At 65.0% G+C, this 17,866-nt stretch carries 16 protein-coding genes; 2 read left to right on the top strand and 14 right to left on the bottom strand.

The window, feature by feature from the left end:
* Positions 1–501: 501 nt before the first annotated feature.
* From ACIGAQ_RS36475 to ACIGAQ_RS36445, 7 genes are all read right to left on the bottom strand, one after another.
* Positions 502–1,318, bottom strand: a protein-coding gene (locus tag ACIGAQ_RS36475) for an IS5 family transposase (RefSeq protein ID WP_399790744.1) whose coding sequence is annotated in 2 segments (ribosomal slippage) — positions 502–976 and positions 975–1,318 — 819 coding nt in all. Because the reading frame shifts where the segments join, the coding sequence is not laid out codon by codon here.
* Between the two features lie 607 nt (positions 1,319–1,925).
* Positions 1,926–2,849 (bottom strand): fumarylacetoacetate hydrolase family protein, encoded by a 924-nt coding sequence (locus ACIGAQ_RS36470; RefSeq protein WP_399790741.1) that lies wholly within the window; start codon positions 2,847–2,849, stop codon positions 1,926–1,928.
* Entirely contained in the window at positions 2,846–4,195 is a 1,350-nt protein-coding gene (locus tag ACIGAQ_RS36465) for a phenylacetate--CoA ligase family protein (RefSeq protein WP_399790738.1), read from the bottom strand. Before ACIGAQ_RS36465 ends, ACIGAQ_RS36470 begins: the two co-directional genes overlap by 4 nt.
* A 92-nt stretch (positions 4,196–4,287) precedes the next feature.
* A complete protein-coding gene (locus ACIGAQ_RS36460) occupies positions 4,288–5,460 on the bottom strand; it encodes a homogentisate 1,2-dioxygenase (RefSeq protein WP_399790734.1) in 1,173 nt (390 codons plus the stop codon).
* 87 nt (positions 5,461–5,547) lie between these two features.
* Positions 5,548–6,504 carry an MBL fold metallo-hydrolase gene (locus ACIGAQ_RS36455; RefSeq protein WP_399790731.1) on the bottom strand — a complete coding sequence of 319 codons (957 nt, stop codon included), beginning with the start codon at positions 6,502–6,504 and terminating at the stop codon, positions 5,548–5,550.
* 34 nt (positions 6,505–6,538) lie between these two features.
* Complete coding sequence (locus ACIGAQ_RS36450) at positions 6,539–7,618, bottom strand: mandelate racemase/muconate lactonizing enzyme family protein (protein WP_399790728.1); 1,080 nt, start codon at positions 7,616–7,618, stop codon at positions 6,539–6,541.
* On the bottom strand, positions 7,611–8,306 hold the full coding sequence (locus ACIGAQ_RS36445) for a peroxiredoxin family protein (RefSeq protein ID WP_399790725.1): 696 nt from the start codon (positions 8,304–8,306) through the stop codon (positions 7,611–7,613). Before ACIGAQ_RS36445 ends, ACIGAQ_RS36450 begins: the two co-directional genes overlap by 8 nt.
* Positions 8,307–8,640: 334 nt before the next feature.
* Here ACIGAQ_RS36445 and ACIGAQ_RS36440 point away from each other — a divergent pair, with 334 nt between their 5' ends.
* A complete protein-coding gene (locus ACIGAQ_RS36440; protein WP_399790722.1) occupies positions 8,641–9,204 on the top strand; it encodes a VOC family protein in 564 nt (187 codons plus the stop codon).
* Positions 9,205–9,911: 707 nt separating this feature from the next.
* On the opposite strand, the gene ACIGAQ_RS36435 is transcribed toward ACIGAQ_RS36440, so the two are convergent.
* The 6 genes from ACIGAQ_RS36435 to hppD are packed head-to-tail and all read right to left on the bottom strand — an operon-like array spanning position 9,912 to position 15,795.
* Entirely contained in the window at positions 9,912–10,562 is a 651-nt protein-coding gene (locus ACIGAQ_RS36435; protein WP_399790719.1) for a 3-oxoacid CoA-transferase subunit B, read from the bottom strand.
* Positions 10,559–11,314: a CoA transferase subunit A gene (locus ACIGAQ_RS36430; protein ID WP_399790716.1), complete on the bottom strand. Its 756-nt coding sequence runs from the start codon at positions 11,312–11,314 to the stop codon at positions 10,559–10,561. The genes ACIGAQ_RS36435 and ACIGAQ_RS36430 overlap by 4 nt, the downstream gene beginning before the upstream one ends.
* On the bottom strand, positions 11,311–12,498 hold the full coding sequence (fahA, locus tag ACIGAQ_RS36425) for a fumarylacetoacetase (protein WP_399790713.1): 1,188 nt from the start codon (positions 12,496–12,498) through the stop codon (positions 11,311–11,313). The genes ACIGAQ_RS36430 and fahA overlap by 4 nt, the downstream gene beginning before the upstream one ends.
* On the bottom strand, positions 12,495–13,367 hold the full coding sequence (locus ACIGAQ_RS36420; RefSeq protein ID WP_399790710.1) for a hypothetical protein: 873 nt from the start codon (positions 13,365–13,367) through the stop codon (positions 12,495–12,497). The genes fahA and ACIGAQ_RS36420 overlap by 4 nt, the downstream gene beginning before the upstream one ends.
* Entirely contained in the window at positions 13,364–14,563 is a 1,200-nt protein-coding gene (locus ACIGAQ_RS36415) for a homogentisate 1,2-dioxygenase (protein ID WP_399790707.1), read from the bottom strand. The genes ACIGAQ_RS36420 and ACIGAQ_RS36415 overlap by 4 nt, the downstream gene beginning before the upstream one ends.
* 26 nt (positions 14,564–14,589) lie before the next feature.
* Entirely contained in the window at positions 14,590–15,795 is a 1,206-nt protein-coding gene (hppD, locus tag ACIGAQ_RS36410; protein WP_399790704.1) for a 4-hydroxyphenylpyruvate dioxygenase, read from the bottom strand.
* A gap of 143 nt (positions 15,796–15,938) precedes the next feature.
* On the opposite strand from hppD, the gene ACIGAQ_RS36405 reads away from it, so the two are divergent.
* Complete coding sequence (locus tag ACIGAQ_RS36405) at positions 15,939–16,451, top strand: Lrp/AsnC family transcriptional regulator (RefSeq protein WP_399790701.1); 513 nt, start codon at positions 15,939–15,941, stop codon at positions 16,449–16,451.
* 384 nt (positions 16,452–16,835) lie between these two features.
* Here ACIGAQ_RS36405 and ACIGAQ_RS36400 read toward each other — a convergent pair whose 3' ends face one another.
* A complete protein-coding gene (locus ACIGAQ_RS36400) occupies positions 16,836–17,858 on the bottom strand; it encodes a ketopantoate reductase family protein (RefSeq protein ID WP_399790698.1) in 1,023 nt (340 codons plus the stop codon).
* Positions 17,859–17,866: the final 8 nt, after the last annotated feature.

Raw genomic sequence — 17,866 nt, 5'->3', positions numbered from 1 at the left:
GCGCTCCGGCGACTTCTGCCAGGAAGGTTGGGCGCCGCAACGCCGTGTTCGCCCCGGACGGAGTTGTCTCTGCGGAGCAGCAGGCAGCATCGGCACAGCGCGGTCCGGAGAGGCTGATGCCGGGGTGCTGCCCCAACCAGATCGGCCCGACGCCGCATGAGTCAGGACCCTGCCTGTGCGCTCCTCCACTGGCTCGTTGAAGTAGCGATGAATGAAGCACCGCTTCGGCTGTGGCATGGCCCGCTTGCGGCGCCTGGTCGCGTGAAGTGAAGCAGGCGTGGGACGAACTGCCTAGCACTGCTGACCGAGCGGCCAAGGAAGCCGGGCAGCAAGGGCCATTGAATCACCGATGACAGGAGGCCGCCTGCGGTGTCGCTGACAGGCGCACCCGCGACGTTCTCACCCCGTCGCATGCGGATCCGCGGGGAACAATGCGACGACCGATACGAGGCCTGCTTCAGCCTCGCCACGTCCGACGCCTTATCAGGATCACTTAGTGTCCTACGTGGTGAGGCGGACGAGTCGTTTGTAGCAGCACAGGGCGGCTGCTAGTCCGAGAAGGGCCAGGTAGTTGCGGGGATCGCGCTCGTAGCGAGGGCTCAGACGTCGATAGCCGGACAGCCAGGACATCGTCCGCTCGATCACCCAGCGGCGGCGGCCCAATCGTTCGCTGGACTCGATGCCTTTGCGGGCGATGCGTACGCCGATGCGTTTGCCGAGTAACCATTTCCGCAGGTCGGCACGGTCGTAGGCTTTGTCTGCGTGCAGGCGCTGGGGCTTGAAGTGGCGGCCGCGGTGGGGGTCGTGTCTCGTTTGGTGACCCTCGACCATGGGCTTCAGCCCTTTGCTGTCGTGGGTGTTGCCGGCTGAGACGCCGACGAGGAGGGGCAGTCCGTTCGCGTCCGACAAGATGTGCATCTTGGAGGCCGACTTGCCCCGGTCCACGGGGCTCGGACCTGTGTGTTCGCCCCCTTTTGGCCCGGACGTGGGCGGTGTCCAGGACGACGCGGGTGACGTCGACGAGGCCGGCGTCGTCGAGTCGGTGCAGCACAGCCTCGTGCAGCCGCCCCCAGACGCCGGCTCTCGACCAGATCAGGAACCGGCGGTGGGCGGTCGACTTCGATAGGCCGAAGCAAGGGGGTAGTTGGCGCCAAGCGCAGCCGCTGACCAGTACGTAGATGATGGCCGCGAACAGCGCCTCATCATGCGTGTCCTGCGTTCCTCCGCCCTGCGGCCGCACCTTCGACGGTGGGATCAGCGGCTTCGCGATCTCCCACAGCCCGTCCGGAACAATCCAACTCCACGTACCTCGCCCCATAGATGGCTCAACGAGCCCTCGCACGTAGGACACGGTCTAAGGCCAGGACCCGGTCAAAGACCGGCCACCCGCCACGCGGCATGGTCCGAGCTCAACAAGAACCACCCCGGCCACGCCGGCCGGCTACGGAGCCTCCTTACCGACGCAGGGCAACGGATCGCGCAGGATGGTGGTCTGCCGATCCTGCACACTCTTGTCCCGCGGATCTGTGTCGACCTCCAGCACCGGTTGCTGCGTCTGGATCGCCCGCATGACCACGACATCACCGCTGCCCGTTCCCGCTCGGTGAGTTTCACTGCGCGCCACTACGTGTGGCCACATGTGCGCGTCACGTGTGACGACCCCTGGCCGCTCCGCGTGACGTAACCCGTAACACCCCTGGGCAACGCGCCAAGAGTGCGCCGGCAGATCGCGGGGGAGCTACCGCAGCCCTACGTGCCTTTGCCGCTGCTCCCCGCCTGGACATCGCCGTCTCCCGGCACCTGCAGCAAATGACACAGGCGGGGCTGGCCACCACCGGGCGCGAGGGTTATTACGTTCCACCCTCCCTCGACCAGAGCCGGTTCCACCAGATCGCTGCTACCTAGGCGATACCTGAGGTTCGGTATCAGAGTCCGGTATCCGCCTCGCTTCGCTCCCCGACTATGCGCGTCCTCATCTCACCCAGCCCACTGATCTCCAGTCGAAGCTCGTCCCCTGCGGTGAGGAACTGAGGTGGTTCGAGACCCACCCCGACTCCGGCCGGAGTGCCCGTGAGTAGTACGTCACCGGGGCGCAGAGTGAAGCAGGAACTAGCCGCGGCTATGAGGTCGGGGATATCGAAGGACATGCCTCCCGGGGTGGCGTCCTGCCGGAGTTCCTGATTCACCCACAAGCGCATCCTGAGGTCGCGGTAGTCGGGTATGTCGTCGGCTGTCACCAGCCAGGGACCGGTCGGACAGAAGGTGTCGTAGCCCTTGCCGCACAAGGTCTGCAGGTGGAGCGGATTCTTCTTGCTTTCCCCGAGGAAGACATCTCGCGCTGTCACATCGTTGGCGATCATGTAACCGGCCACATGGTCCATCGCGTCGTCCCTGGTGATCCGACGCCCCCCATCGCCGATCACCACGGCGAGTTCGATCTCATAGTCGAGGGCCTGCGTTTCCACAGGTTTGACGATCGCGTCGTTCGGCCCATTGATCGAGGACACCGTCTTCGCAAAGAGCACCGGCCGATTCGGCCTCTCCCGGCGGTCGGAGCCGGCCAGCTCCGCCACGTGCAGAGGGTAGTTCGCACCTACGGCGTAGACGGATCCGGGCCGCGGCACGGGAGGGCCGATTCGGGTGCGTGCCAGAGGAAGAGTCTCGGACGGTTCCGCGAGTACCTTCTCGATGTGTTTGCGCAAGGTAGGGAACAGCGCCAGCAAGGCCGGCATGCCGATGCCGGCCAGGCCGTGCTCCGTCAGAAGCGGGCGCAAGGGGACAATGGTTTCCTCGTCCGCCAGGACACCGGGTTCCTCCCCACCGCGAGGGCCGAAACTCACCAGCTTCATGCGGAGGGCTCCTCATTCACATACACAAGTGAGTTCTTGTACGCGCTGACCGGGATGGTGCCCACAGGCAGCACCTCCACATCCACCCGAACTTGCAGACGATCGCGCACAGCCTGCTCGATCCGGCGCTTGACGTCGGATCCGTCAACAGCTGCCGACTCGACCTCGAGCGGAATCGGGCTATCGAAGCGAACCTGGTTCCGATGACTCTTGCGCACCCGCATGCGCGGGGAGACCAAGTCCGCCGCGACATCCAGCACCACGTCCCGGATCGCGGTCGGGAAAACGTTCATGGCCTTGTAGATCAGCATGTCGTCCGTCCGTCCGATGCAGCGGATCCGGGGAGCGCCACGACCACAGGGGCAGGAGGTGCTGACCACGACAGCGCGATCTGCCGACCGGAAGCGGACAACGGGGGATGCCTCCCGGTCCAATGTGGTGTACACCAGCTCGCCCTCTGCGCCCTCTGCCCATTCCACAGGGCGGAGTGACTGGGGGTCAATCAGTTCGACGAGTACGTGCCGGGCAGCGGTGAAGTGCATCCCACCGCCATACTCGCATTCCGCCCACATTCCAGCCATGACGTCGCAGAGCCCCATGACCTCGTGCACGCTGTTCGCACCCCATCCGGCCTGGATGCCCTGGCGGATCTCGGGCTGTCCGAGCCCGGGTTCACCGCCGGAGAGAACACGGCGGATGCCCAGTGCCGAGGCGGGTTCCCCCAACAGCTCCTCGCAGCGCTCGGCGAGGTGGCCGGCGAAGGAAGCAGTGATCAGAATGCCGGTGGCCTGGACGCGCCGAATCACGTCGAGTTGACGTGTGGTCGGCATGCCGCCCGCCCATAGGACGTTGGCTCCGATGCGCCGTATACCCTCCGCGTAGGGCTGGCCCCCTGCCACCATCGGCATGCCGGTCATCAACGCGATGGTGTCCGTAGCGCGAACACCGGTCGTGTACAGCATGTTGGCGACCGCATGCGACCAACTGTCGATGTCGGCGGCCGTCATGGCGTACAGGGTGGGATGTCCAGTGGTCCCCGACGATGACAGGGTTTGTATGATCCGCTCGGTCGGCACGGCCTGTGCTGCACCGAATGGTTCGGCCGGGTCTGCTTCCTCCTGGGCCTGGCGTAGTTGGTCTTTGGTGGTGAGCGGAAGTTCAGCCAGCTCGACCAGGGAGCGAACAGTGTCGTCCGAGGGCAGCACGGATGCATAAAGGCGGGAGCGGGATTGAACGTCCGACAGAGCGGCCGGCAGACGCTCGGCTTGCCAGGACAGCGTCTTCTCCCAAGGCTGAGGATCCAATTCCACATCCCAGAACCGGCCGTCGGAATCGTTTCTGTGCATAGTTCCCTCTCTGCTCCTCAGATCAGTATGTAAGGGCTGTATCGCATGATCGCTGAGCTCGGGTGTGGGCTACTGCAGTCCCGGCCTGGCAGCTATTCGGACCTCGGGACGTCGATTCCCTCGCCGCGGGCCCAGGACCACGCGTACTCGGAATCTTCCACGCTCTCACTCGCGGGCCCCAGGTGCAGAGGACGGAAGGTGTCGACCATGACCGCGTATTCCTCCGTGCGTGCAGCGTTGATGCTGCGTTCCGCGCTGCCGGGTTGAGGCCCATGTACATAGCCCGCAGGGTGCAGTGAGATGGAGCCCAGCGTGATGCCGCTGCCCGACCGGCTCATGAATTCGCCACCGCAGTAGAACAGCACCTCGTCGGAGTCGACGTTGGCATGGTGATACGGAACCTTTAGGGCCTGCGGATGGTAGTCGAACATGCGAGGCACGAACGAGCACACCACAAATCCAGGACCTTCGAACGTAAGGTAGGTCGGCGGTGGCAGATGCAGTGCACCGGTGGAGGGCATGAAGTCCCGGATCGACAGCGCGTACGGATAGTTGTAGCCGTCCCAGCCGACCACGTCGAAGGGGTGGTGAGCATAGGTGTACCGCGTTTTCCCGCCACGATGACGGACGAAGACGTCGACGGGCTCATCGGGGACATCGACCAGCTCCTCAGGGCCTCGGATATCTCGCTCATTGAACGGTGATCCGTCGAGGAACTGGCCGAACCGTGACATGAAGCGCTTGGGAGGTCTGATATGCCCTCCGTCCGCTGCTGAGATCACTAGAAGCCGCATCTGGCCCGAGCGCAGCCGCCAGCGGTGTGTGGTTGATGCCGGAATCAGGACGTAGTCGCCCTCGCCAACGGCGAGTCGGCCGTAGCCCGATTCGAGTACCGCAGAACCCGCTTCCACGTAAACCAGTTCGTCACCCACGGCATTGCGGTACAACACGCTGTCCACATCAGCGGTGACGTACGAGATGGTGACCTGTGTGTTTCCGAGCAGCAGCTGCCGGTCCAGTACCGGGTCGCCGCCTGTTTTCAGCTCATGGGTACGGAAGTGCCGTGGCAACAGTGGTTCGTTCGGCAGGAGTTCTGCGGGGCGCGTCCCGTGGCGCTCTGCGGCAATGATGGCCGTCGGCTGCTTTCGGTGGTAGAGGAATGACTGGGTACAGCTGAATCCTTCTTCGCCCTGCATCTCCTCGTGATAGAGGTTGCCGTCGCCGTCACGGAACTGCATGTGCCGCTTGGGCGGCACATTTCCCATACTCCGGTACAACATAGGTGCACTCCTCAGTGCTCGTTCTGCCGGCAATGGGTCTTCGGGACCGGCCATCGCTCAGCAAGTATTAGGTCAATCGGTCAGCAGACCCCATACCTCGCGGTCGCGTTCAGACGTCCAAATGACGGGGTCCTTGCCCTGCAACTCGTCCCACACCCGCTGAGTGTCGAACACCATTGCGTGCTCAAACACGGGCATGCCTCCGTACTCAGGCACAAGCGCATTTCTCGCGGCGGTATACGCTTCCTTGAGTGTCCCGCCCGACGTCCGCACCTTGTCGACCGACTCCACGAGCGTGTCGAGGAACCGCCGTGTCAGTTCGATCGCCTGGCCAGACTCCTTGGGCGTCCGCGCTATATGCCCCCGGCCCCCCACCAGCATCCGCGCGCCGAGCGAGGCTACGTTGTCCAGGGTTGTCGTGCGCCAGTCCTGGTGGTACGCGTCACCGGTGTATACAGCGGAACCGTTCTCCACCAGATCACCGGCGAAGAGAATGCGCTGTTCAGGCAGCCAGGCGTAGATGTCTCCCGAGGTATGGCCGCGACCGGCCCATGCCAGTTCCACCGTGCCTCGACTCCCGCCGAGGTCGATGCTGAGTCGATCGGCGAAGGTCAGCGTCGGCCAGGTGAGCCCGGGGATGGTTTCATGCCCGACGAAGAGGCGCGGCATGCGACCGAACTCCGATGCCCAGTCCTGCTGGCCGCGTTCGGCGATCAGACGCTTGGTCTCTGCGTGCGCGACAATCACGTCCGCGTCGAAGGCGCTGGCTCCGAGGGTCCGCACGGCGTGGTAATGCGAAAGGACCAGATACTTGATCGGCTTGTCAGTGTGTTCCCGCAGCTGGTCGAGCCAGCGCTTGGCCATCACAGGTGTTGCCCTGGCCTCGAAGCAGACCAGGAAGTCCTCTCCTTCGATGGCGCCGACGTTGGGGTCCCCGCCGGTTGTCAGTGCATATACGCCGTCGTCAAGGACCTCAAGGTTCTCTTCCTTCTCCTCGTTGTCTTCGGCTGATGCGAAGGACTTGGCCATGCTGTCTTCCTCTCAAACATGGTTGCGCTGACTGTCAGCGCTGGCGGAATTTGTCAATCGCGTGAGCATTCCAACGCATCCCGTGACCCGGTCTGTCCGGCGGAGAAGCCATTCCCTCACTGACGTCGAGCGTCTCGTCGAGAACGTCATCGATCAACGGAAAATGCTCCAGGTAGGAGCAGTTGGGAACGGCTGCAGCGAGATGTACGTGCAGTTCCGGCAGGAAGTGTGGGGCGAGCACCGCCCCGAATACCTCGGAAACCGCACTGATGCGCAACCACTCCGTCACTCCGCCAGTGAGTGGCACGTCCGGCTGGACGACCGAGGCTGCTCCGGCCCGGAGGTAGCCGGCGAACTCGAACCTGCCGATCAGGTGCTCACCCACTGCAATGGGAATGCCTGTACGTTCCGCAAGCTGGGCGTGTCCGACGATGTCGTCGGAGGGCAGTGGCTCTTCCATCCAGTGGACATCGAGTTCAGCGAGATGCCTGCCGAGCCGGAGTGCGCTTGGAAGGTCGAGCCGTTCATTGCAGTCCACCATGATCCGTACACGTTCACCAAGGGCCTGGCGTACCGCCGCCACCCGTTCCACGTCCTCTTCCGTACGGTGTGCCCCTATACGAATCTTGACCGCGTTGTAACCCTCGTCTACGTAGCGCCGCTGGCCTTCGACCAGCTCCTCCATGGTCATGCGGTGGTTCGATCTGCCGCTCCCGTACACGGGTATGCGCGTGTGGTGGGCGCCCAGAAGGCGATACAAGGGAAGGTCGGCGCGGCGGGCCCGCACATCCCACACGGCGATGTCGACGGCAGACAGCGCGGGGATTGCCACTCCGCGCCCCAGACGGTGCGTGCTGTGCCAGATGGTGGCCCACGTGCGGGGCCACTCTTCGAGTTCCGTGCCCAGTACGGACTGACGCATGTAGCCGGTCAGCAAGGCGTAAAGGGCCTCCGCTCCACCCGAGAGTGCGTAGGTGAATCCGCTCCCCGTCTCCCCGTCGTCGGATGCTATAGAGACCTGTATCAAGTCGACCTGCGTGGCTCCCGAGCCTCCGCGCCCTTGACCAAGGGGAATGCGGGACCAGAGCGCGTCGAAACCGGAGATCTTAGCCATCGGCCCGCCGACGCTCAGCCTTGCCGGATCTGATGTCACGAACCACGCGCAGCGCCGCGGCGGGTTCCATCCGGGTGCGATAGGCCATGCTCACATGGCGTGCCCGGACAACGCCCTGAGGGTCCAGGACGAATGTCGCCGGCGCCGGCAGACTCCATCGGCCATCAGGTTGCTGCCTTGCCAGGGCTGCCACTGTTCCCTTGAGGAGGTGAGGTTTGACCGACTCCGGGAACACATAGCGAATCCTGTACGCCCCGATGACGCGCTGGTGCACATCGGACAGTACGTCGAACTTCAGGTTGTGCTTCTCCGTGAGTGATATCGAGTCGTCAGGTGCCTGAGGGCTCACCGCAATCACATGTGCGCCCTCACGGCGAAACGCGGGCAGGGCCTCCTGGTAAGCGTGCAGTTCAGCGTTGCAGTAGGGGCACCAAGACCCGCGGTAGAAGGAGAGGACGACCGGCCCCTCAGTCAGCCGGTCCGCCAACCGCACTGTCTCTCCTACGGCGTTGGGCAGGGAGAAGTCCGGTGCCAAACCTCCGACAGGGATACCTGGTACCAGTCCCTGTTCCTCTATGGCGGCAAGTGCCGCGTTGATCGCTTGTCTGACCTCTGCCGGCCGCTGATGGGCAGAGGCGATATCCGCCAGGCGGTCAGCCAGATTCGGAATCTCAGGATCGTCGTTCATCCCACTCCAACCGATAATCGGTCTGGACGTTCGTCTACCGGTCTGAGATTCAGCCAAGGCCCAAGTCTTGTCAACCCTGAAGGCGCGCGGGCTCTTTGGCGCTGGAGCTCGTCACGCACTGCCGGTCACATACATCTGTGTGCGTTACTGACAAAAATGTTCTGTCTTCTCAAAAGCTTGCCCGACCTCCATGATGGCCATATCCAATGGTGGGCTAGTGGCCTGAGCCGGGGATCATTCGTGGAGGTCACCGATGTGCAAATCCCTCAGTACAGCCTCCATGGGATGGAGTCGATTGCCGCCTCCCGCGGCACAGCCTCAAGGAGACACGACGATGACAGTGCAGTCCCGCCCCCCAATCAGCGGCATCAACCATGTGAATCTCTACAGCAATAAGCTGGAGGAGATTGCCGAGTTCTACGGAAACGTGCTCGGCCTGAAGTTGGTCGTCGCCATCGTCGACGACTTCATCAATGGTCAGACAACGATGGAGGACGAGCAGGGCAGGCTGGTCAACAACGTCGGAGGCATGGTGAAGCCCCGGCACTACATGTTTGAGATCAGCCCGACCAACTACATCGCCTTCTTTGACCAGGGGGAGGAGTTCGACGGGCCCCACGGTGGCTTCCATCACATCGCCTTCGCTGTGGACAGCGATGCGGACTTCGACGCCGCTGTCGAGGCACTGCGGGCTCATGGCGTCGCGACGTCGCCAGTCATGGACTACGGCCCCTTCAAGTCGTGCTACTTCGTGGACCCGGAGGGCAGGAACCTGGAGTTCACGTGCCAGAAGCGCATGCTGGGACTCGTCGAGGACTTCACTGACCCCAATCCGCTGCCGGTGGCGCAGCGGGCGCTCTCTCAGGCCAAGCAGGAGGTTCCTGTCGGAGCCGCGTGAGGGAAACATCCGGCTACTGGGCCCTGCCCGAACTGGCAGGGCGCAGCAGTACAACATGGCTCATCGAAGAACGGGAGTCGGAGTCGGTGAGGACTGCGTGGTGCGTCCTCTGCGGCCGACCGTCGGGCCGACTCACATATGTCTGATCGCGGGTGCCTGTCTCGTGCCATCTCCGGCGGGACAGGCACTGTTGTGCTTCGGTCCACCGTGACGTCATGTCTTCGGTGTGCATCTGGCGACGGCGACGCTGCGTGCGATTATCCGTCCGCGCGGCCATTGTTCTCAGCGATACTCCCGGCGCCGGCCCTTGCCGCTGTACGAGCCGACCGTGCGGCGTGGGCCCGTGCCTTCGCGGACCACCTGCGTGGCCGGTTGGTCGCACGTGGCGGCAGCCGGTTCCGCGAGAGGGTCCCAAGCCGCTGATCGGCTGACTCGTCGGACATGCCGGGCTCAGGCCTGGGTCGAGGACGCGGTGTTGTGACACAACCGGTCGATAGTGACGGTGGAAGTCGGCTCTGTATGCGCGCTTTCCGGCCGCAGCTCCACCCCGGCGGGACGTCCGGCGTCAAGCTCTCGCGGCGAACCCCAGATCGGCCTCAGCGGCCGTGCATGAGATCTCCACGCCGCATGAGAGGGGACCATGGTCATGGATCCCCTCTCGCCAAGGTGGGCCGGGGCGGACTCGGCCGCCGTCGGCCCAGTGCTGTCTAGGTCGCCGGCAGGACGTGCGCGGAGTGCAGCGGTGCGTCGGTGGCGTCCTGGACCTCGGCGGCAGAGACGCCCGGCGCGGTCTCGCGGAGGGCGAGGCCGCCCGGAGTGACGTCTATGACGGCCATGTCGGTGATAATGCGGTCGACCACAGCGAGGCCGGTCAGTGGCAGATCGCACTGTTCCACGATTTTCGGCGAGCCATCCTTCGCGCGGTGTTCCATGACGACGATGACCCGGCGTGCACCGTGAACGAGGTCCATGGCTCCGCCCATGCCCTTGATCATTTTTCCGGGTATCGCCCAGTTGGCCAGGTCGCCGCGGGCCGATACTTGCATCGCGCCCAGAATCGCGACGTCAAGGTGACGACCGCGGATCATTCCGAAGGACAGCGCGGAGTCGAAGAGAGCCGCGCCGCGGCGCAGTGTGACGGTCTCCTTACCCGCGTTGATCAGGTCCGGGTCCACTTGGTCCGGCGCCGGGTAGGGACCGGTGCCGAGGATTCCGTTCTCGCTGTGCAACACCACCTCGATTCCTTCCGGGAGATGTCCCGGGACGAGTGTCGGCAGCCCGATGCCCAGATTGACGTATTCGCCGTCGCGGAGATCGGCGGCGGCTCGGGCCGCGATTTGTGCACGGTTCCAGCTCATGAGGTCACCTCTGTGACGGTGCGTCTCTCGATGCGCTTGTCCGGATTGGGCGCGTGTACGACGTGTTGCACGAACACACCAGGAAGATGGACCTCCTCGGGCCGGATCGCCCCCGGCTCGACGAGCTCGTCGACCTCGGCGACTGTGATGCGGCCGGCCATGGCGGCGAGGGGGTTGAAGTTGGCGCTTGCCCGGTCGAAGACGAGGTTGCCGTGTCGGTCACCGCGGGTGGCTGCCACGAGGGCGAAGTCGGTGACGATGGATTCCTCGAGAATGTAGTCGTGACCCCGGAAGGTTCGGGTCTCCTTCGGTGGCGAGGCGACAGCGACCAGCCCGTTGGCGTCGTAGCGCCATGGGATACCCCCCTCCGCGACCTGAGTTCCGACGCCGGCGGGGGTGTAGAAGGCGGGAATGCCGCAGCCCCCGGCTCGCAGCTTCTCGGCGAGGGTCCCCTGGGGGCAGAGCTCCACCTCGAGTTCGCCCGCAAGGTACTGGCGAGCGAACTCCTTGTTCTCGCCGACGTAGGAGCCGGTCACCCGGGCGACGCGCCGGTCGCTCAGCAGGATGCCCAGGCCCCAGTCGTCGACGCCGCAGTTGTTCGAGACCACATGCAGGTCGCGCACACCGGCGTCATGGACGGCGCGAATCAGGGCCATGGGAATGCCGCAGAGCCCGAATCCGCCGACGGCGACCGTAGCGCCGTCGGCGAGGTCGCGCAGTGCTGCCTCGGCAGTCGTGACTTTGTTGATCATCGCGGCACCGCCGGGGTGATCACGCCGGCGACCTCACCGAACCCGACGCGGTTCTCGCCCGGGCCCGGGGCGGTGGCGGAGATGACGACCTCGTCACCGTCCTGGAGGAAGGTGCGTTCCTCGCCCTTGACCGTGATGGGCTCGCTCCCGTTCCAGGTGAGTTCGATGAATGCACCCTGCTGCCGTCTGTGGGGGCCGGAGACCGTACCGGACGCGAACAGGTCGCCGGCGCGAGTGGAGGCGCCGTTGACAGTCAGGTGGGCGAGCATCTGTGCGGGGGACCAGTACATCTCGCGGTAGGGCGGTCGAGAGACCACTTCGCCATTCCATTCCACGACGAGTTCGACGTCCAGGCCCCAGTCCTGGTGGCCCTGCAGGTAGGGCAGTGGCGCCGGGTCCTGGACGGGCAGCGGCATGCGGGCGTGCTGCAGCGCTGCCAGTGGGACGACCCAGGGGGAGAGGGAGGTGGCGAAGCTCTTACCCAGGTGCGGGCCGAGCGGAACGTACTCCCAGGCCTGCAAGTCGCGAGCGGACCAGTCGTTGACGATCACAGCACCGAACACGTGCCGGTCGAAGTCATCGACGTTGATCCGGTCCCCCATGTCCGAACCGGCGCCGACGACGAACCCGAGCTCTGCCTCGATGTCGAGGCGTTGCGACGGGCCGTAGGTGGGGGCGGAATCCCCTGCGGTCTTGCGCTGACCGCAGGGGCGGCAGATGTCCGTACCGGAGACGACGACGGTGCCACTGCGTCCGTGGTATCCGACCGGGAGATGCTTCCAGTTGGGCATCAGCGGTTCGGAATCCGGACGGAAGAGGCGACCGAGGTTCGAGGCATGGTGCTGGGAGGCGTAGAAGTCGACGTAGTCGCCAACGGTAAAAGGCAGATGGAGTGTGACGTCGCTGACCGGATATACCCCCCCCGGGGCTATGTCGCCCATGAGCAGGTCGGTGATGCGGGCACGCACGGAGGCCCAGCGCTCGTGCCCCTGGGCGAGGAACCGGTCCAGGGTCGGCACGGCGAACGTATCGTGCTCGTCATCGCCCAGGAGCGTGGCGAGCTCGATGACGGAGTCACCCAGCCGAACGCCGACGCGGCGGTGGTCACCACGTACGGAAAACACTCCGTAGGGCAGGTTGTGGATGCTGAAGGGCGAGCCGTCGGGGATCGCGACGCTGCTCATTGAAGGGCCCCTTCCCGGTGATGAGGGACTGCGACGAGACCGAGCTCGACGAGCTCGGCCAGTGGCTCGGTGATGCTGCAGGTGCCGAACGAGGTGAACGCGGCCCGTGCGGCGGTTGCGATGCCGGGCGTCAGATCCCGGAGCCGGGCGGCCAGCCCAGGTCCATCACGATCGGCCAGTACGGCGCGTGCGTCGTTCTCGTCGCCGCCGTCGAGGAGCGTGGCGGTGGCAAGCAGCACATTCAGGAAGCCGTGCTGTTCGAATCCGGTGTCCGGGTCGGTGTTCCGTACCGCATGGTGAAGCCCGGCGGTGGCCTTGTAGGCCACACCGACCCGGACGGCGGCAGCCACGGACGCCGCAAGTTCGGCTTCGTCGGGATAGAACTCGGCCCGGACACCGCCGGTCCGGAACTTGGCTCGCAGCCCATGCTCGGACACCGCGTCAAGCACCGAGGGAGCACGGTCGTCGCGTGGGATCTCGACGTAGACATCGAGGTCGCCGCTCTCGTCGGCCAGCGCGATGACGGCGTCGACGGCGTCGGATTCATTCGCAACGGCGACCTCGACCGATTGCAAGTCCACAGGCAAGGATGTGACCGCCGCACACGCCTTCGGCAGCCCGACCGGACCGCCGGGCAGAGTCATCGACAGTGGGACAGTGACGCCGGACGGAATCAGCCCCTTCAGACCACGCACGAGTTTGTCGGGCAGCACGAGAGGGCCGACCAGCGCCACGAACCAGGAATCGCGCCGGTCGCAATAGTGCCGCACGGCCTCTGAGAGGGGTGCGAGGCCGGGAGGGAACACTGCCGCGTCATCGCACAGACCGGTGAGCAGCTGGGGCAGGCCGGGCCCCTCCAGCGCGGTCATCGGACGGGCCCTCGTCCGGACCAGGTCCAGGCATAGCCCGGGTCCTCACATGCTTGCCCGCCTTCACCGAGAGCAAGCGGACGGAACGTGTCCACCATGACTGCGAGTTCGTCGAAGAACTCGGCCCCGATGGAACGCTCTGCCGCTCCGGGCTGCGGACCATGAGAATGTCCGCCCGGGTGCAAACTGATCGAACCCTGCCGGATACCGGAGCCTTTGCGGGCCTCGTAATCTCCGCCGCAGTAGAACATGACCTCGTCGGAGTCGACATTGGCGTGGTAGTAGGGCACCGGCACCGCGAGCGGATGATAGTCGACTTTACGTGGTACGAAGTTGCAGATCACGAAGTTCTGCCCCTCCAGTACCTGGTGCACCGGCGGCGGCTGGTGTATCCGTCCGGTGATCGGCTCGAAGTCTGAGACATTGAATGTGTACGGGTACAGACAACCGTCCCAGCCCACTACATCGAACGGATGATTCGGGAGAACGTAGCGGGTGCCGGTGACGCCGTGCGGACCGCCGCGGTGCTTGACCAGGACCTCGACATCGCTCTCCTCCACCAGCCCCGGCGCGCCGGGGCTGTGCAGGTCCCGCTCGCAGTAGGGAGCGTGCTCGAGGAATTGCCCGTAGCGGGACAGGTAGCGCTTCGGTGGCGTGATGTGGGAGTTGGCCTCGATCACAAAGGCGCGCAGTGGTTCGGACCCGGCCGGGATCCACCGATGCGTCGTAGCTCTGGGAATGATCACATAGTCCCCCTGGCGGGCCGGCAGGGGACCGAAGATCGTTTCGACGACGGCTGTGCCCGACTCGATGAAGACGCATTCGTCCCCCGTGGCGTTGCGGTAGAGCGGGCTCGGCTTCCCCGCGGCCACGTAGGAGAGACGGACGTCCACGTTTCCCAACACCAGCCGCCGCCCGTTGACCACGTCGACAGCCTTCCAATCGGCGGCCGTAAGGTCGTGCAGTCTGAGGTGACGCGGGATCAAGGGGCGATTCTCGATCAGGGCTTGATGACCAAGCGACCACGGGGTGGCGTCGACGATCGCCGAGGGAGGGCTGACGTGATAGAGCAACGACGAGTCGGACGAAAACCCCTCCTGCCCCATCAACTCCTCGTAGTAGAGCGCCCCGCTGGGGCTGCGGTGCTGGGTGTGCCGCTTCGGTGGCACGTTGCCGGAACTGCGGTAGTGCGGCATGAGGCCTCCTCGTTCCTGATGCCCGGTCAGAGGTTGCCTCGCTTCTCCTGCTCGCGCTCCAATGCCTCGAACAGCGCCTTGAAGTTTCCCTTACCGAAGCCCAGAGAGCCGTGCCGCTCGATGAACTCGAAGAACAACGTCGGGCGGTCACCGACCGGCTTGGTGAAGATCTGCAACAGGTATCCGTCCTCGTCCCGGTCGACGAGGATTCCCCGACTTTTCAGCTCTTCGATGGGCACGCGGACCTTGCCGATCCGCGCGCGCAACTCGGGGTCGGAATAGTAGGCGTCCGGGGTGTCGAGGAACTGCACGCCGCGGGCACGCAGAATGTCGACGGTGGTGAGAATGTCGTTTGTGGCGAGAGCCAGGTGCTGGGCTCCGGGGCCGTCGTAGAACTCGAGGTACTCGTCGATCTGTGAGCGCCGCTTGCCGGGGGACGGCTCGTTGAGCGGGAACTTCACCCGGTGATTGCCGGAGGCGACGACTTTGCTCATGAGAGCGGAGTACTCGGTGGCTATGTCGTCACCGATGAATTCGGCCATGTTGGTGAAGCCCATGACACGGTTGTAGAAGTCGACCCACTGGTCCATCCGGCCCAGCTCGACATTGCCGACCACGTGGTCGAGGGCCTGGAACAGGCGTCTGGGCTCGTCGGCAGCTCGGGAGCAGGTGCCGCTGCGGGCGACATAGCCGGGCAGGTAGGGGCCCTTGTAGCGGGATCGATCGACCAAGGTGTGCCGGGTCTCCCCGTAGGTGGCGATTGCGGCGGTGCGGATCGTTCCGTACTCGTCGACAACGTCCCGCGGTTCGACGAGGATCGTTGCGCCCTGCGCTCGGGCATGATCGACGCATCGGTCGACATCGGGAACTTCGAGTGCGATGTCGATGACGCCGTCGCCATGCCGGCGCTGATGATCGGCAATCCAGCTGGCCGGATCGACGGCGCCGCGCACTTCGAATCGGATCGCTCCCGATCGCAGCACGTAGGCGTGGTGGTCGCGGTTGCCGGTCTCCGGACCCGAGTAGGCGATCAGTTCCATGCCGTACACGACCTGGAAGAACTGAGCGGTCTGAGTGGCGTTGCCAACGGCCCAGACCACGGCCTCCCATCCTGTCACGGGGAACGGATCGCGCTCTTGATCGTGCTCCACCAGGCCGACCAGCCGGCGCAGCTGATCCGCGTCCAGTCCGGCCAGCTTCTCCTGGTCGGTCAAGATCTCCTCAACGCTCATCTTGCAGCTCCTCGGAACGCACCTCATTGCTAGGCATTGAGGACACCCAAATGCTGGATTGATTGCAAGCGAACCAGTTGTTTCTGGCTTTGCTGTACATTCAGGGCCGCCATTGGCCTGGTTTTGCTGTACCGTCTGCCTACATGAGCATCGATCTGGACGCGTTGGACATCGATCTCTTGGCAGCGCTCGGAGAGCACTCCCGGATCGGGATCTTGGAACTCTCCCGCGCTCTGCGGGTCGCCCGTGGCACGGTGCAAGCACGTCTTGACCGCCTTGAGGAAGTGGGAGTCCTCCGCGGCTATGAGCCGGTGATCGATCTCATGGCTGCGGGCTTCGGAGTGAGGGCATTCGTCACACTGGAGATCGCTCAGGGCGCCCTCGACGACGTCGCCGAGGAGCTCACGGCGCAGCCCGCGGTGCTGGAGGCGTATGTGACGACCGGCTCTTCGGACGTCATTTGCCATCTCGCTGCGTCATCACATCACGACCTGCAGGAAGCACTGCTGTTGCTGAACCGATCGCCCTTCATCGCGCGGTCAACGAGCGTTGTCGTGCTCTCCGACGTGGTCCGCCGCCGTACGAGTCCGCTCTTGTCCAGCACCCCGCGGCAAGCCCCCAAGAGGGCGCCTGCCTATCTCAGCACCGGACGGTGAAGAGTCCTGTCCTCGTGCCCCAGAAACTCGGGTTCGGTGCGACCGCCCGCCCACCCCACCCCGGGCACTGCGGGCGGTCTCAATAGACCTCGGATTCTTCGTCGCCCTGCAGGCCGTTGCGGCGTAGTCCTGCTCGTCCCACCACTCCGCGCCGATGAGGCGGCCGTGCAAATCCTCGAGACTGAACCCATACCGCGCGTGGCGTCGGCCGCGGTTCCCGAGTTCGGCAGGAGAACGGTGCTGCGAGGCGGCATGACATAGATCAGATCGCGTACTGCGCCACGGTCGGCCGGCGCCCGTGACCGGCGGAAGCCGGCCCCTTTCGGCACTTCATGGTCGTCCTGCAGTTCGGGACTCGCGGCTGTGCCGCAGTGCAAGGGCCGGTCAGCCCGCAGGCGTCTCCACGCCGTGCCGGATGTGCTCGCGGAGAGTGAGCAGCCCATGCACCGTGTCGAGGGTGGGGGAAGGGACACCCGTGCGGTGTGCAAGCTCGCGCACGGCACCGACGATCGCGTCGAGTTCCAGGGGACGATTACGGTCCGTGTCCTGCAGCATGGAGGTGCGGAACGGGCCGAGCTTGCGGGAGATGGCGAGCCGCTCGTCGGCGGTCATCGTGCTGCCCAGGCCCAGCGCCGCGCCGACGGAAGCCGTCTCGTCGAGCATGGTGGCGCAGACCTGCCGCACGGCCGCGTCGTCGAGGATGTCCACGACAGTGGCGCCGGTGAGCGCGCTGACGGGGTTGAGGCTGACGTTGCCCAGAAGTTTTTCCCAAATGACCGAGGCTATGTCCGCGCACGATTCGGGGCGGACCAGCCCTGCGGACAGATCGGCGGTACATCGTGTGACACGGTCGGAGATGCCGCCCGCCGGATCACCGATGATCAGCCCTGTGCCGCTGACGTGTGTCACCCGGCCCGGCTCGTCGACGATGCTGCTGAAATACGCCACGCCGAACATGACCCGCTCGGGGGGCAGGAGGCGCAGCAGTTCTCCGTCAGGGTCGACCGCTCGCAGAATGGGGTCCGCTGCGAACTGCCCCATGGTGGAAAGCAGCCACCACGGGACGCCATTGGCCACGACGAGCACTTCCACGCCCTGATCGAGCCAGGCGCCGATGCTGCGGGCGGCCGCGAGCAGATGCTGACTCTTGACGCAGATGACGGCCAGGTCAGGAACGGGCAGCTGAGCGGTGTCGGATCCGGCGGGGAACCGGTGCCGTGCCCCGGTCCCTGTCTCGGCGCTTCGCACTTCCAGTCCCTGCTCGGCGATCGCGGTCAGATGGGGGCCTGTTCGTCCGAGCAGACACACCTCGGCGCCCGAAGCGGCGAGTGCCCCAGCGAGCGTGGCGCCCACCGCGCCGGGGCCCACAACAGCGATCCGATGTGCGGGGGCGGGCAGCTGCGACAAGGCGGTCG

The organism is Streptomyces sp. NPDC085932 (genome assembly GCF_044540525.1).
Classification (GTDB): domain Bacteria; phylum Actinomycetota; class Actinomycetes; order Streptomycetales; family Streptomycetaceae; genus Streptomyces; species Streptomyces levis.
The sequence above is the reverse complement of the archived record's forward strand: the minus strand, read 5'-3'. Positions and strand labels throughout refer to the sequence as shown.

Coding starts and splice junctions, on each gene's coding strand:
- ACIGAQ_RS36445 (WP_399790725.1), bottom strand. CDS start 8,306: ATGAACGACGATCCTGAGATTCCGAATCTGGCTGACCGCCTGGCGGAT.
- ACIGAQ_RS36440 (WP_399790722.1), top strand. CDS start 8,641: ATGACAGTGCAGTCCCGCCCCCCAATCAGCGGCATCAACCATGTGAAT.
- ACIGAQ_RS36435 (WP_399790719.1), bottom strand. CDS start 10,562: ATGAGCTGGAACCGTGCACAAATCGCGGCCCGAGCCGCCGCCGATCTC.
- ACIGAQ_RS36405 (WP_399790701.1), top strand. CDS start 15,939: ATGAGCATCGATCTGGACGCGTTGGACATCGATCTCTTGGCAGCGCTC.
- ACIGAQ_RS36465 (WP_399790738.1), bottom strand. CDS start 4,195: ATGCACAGAAACGATTCCGACGGCCGGTTCTGGGATGTGGAATTGGAT.
- ACIGAQ_RS36470 (WP_399790741.1), bottom strand. CDS start 2,849: ATGAAGCTGGTGAGTTTCGGCCCTCGCGGTGGGGAGGAACCCGGTGTC.
- ACIGAQ_RS36420 (WP_399790710.1), bottom strand. CDS start 13,367: ATGACCGCGCTGGAGGGGCCCGGCCTGCCCCAGCTGCTCACCGGTCTG.
- ACIGAQ_RS36450 (WP_399790728.1), bottom strand. CDS start 7,618: ATGGCTAAGATCTCCGGTTTCGACGCGCTCTGGTCCCGCATTCCCCTT.
- fahA (WP_399790713.1), bottom strand. CDS start 12,498: ATGAGCAGCGTCGCGATCCCCGACGGCTCGCCCTTCAGCATCCACAAC.
- ACIGAQ_RS36455 (WP_399790731.1), bottom strand. CDS start 6,504: ATGGCCAAGTCCTTCGCATCAGCCGAAGACAACGAGGAGAAGGAAGAG.
- hppD (WP_399790704.1), bottom strand. CDS start 15,795: ATGAGCGTTGAGGAGATCTTGACCGACCAGGAGAAGCTGGCCGGACTG.
- ACIGAQ_RS36430 (WP_399790716.1), bottom strand. CDS start 11,314: ATGATCAACAAAGTCACGACTGCCGAGGCAGCACTGCGCGACCTCGCC.
- ACIGAQ_RS36460 (WP_399790734.1), bottom strand. CDS start 5,460: ATGGGAAATGTGCCGCCCAAGCGGCACATGCAGTTCCGTGACGGCGAC.
- ACIGAQ_RS36415 (WP_399790707.1), bottom strand. CDS start 14,563: ATGCCGCACTACCGCAGTTCCGGCAACGTGCCACCGAAGCGGCACACC.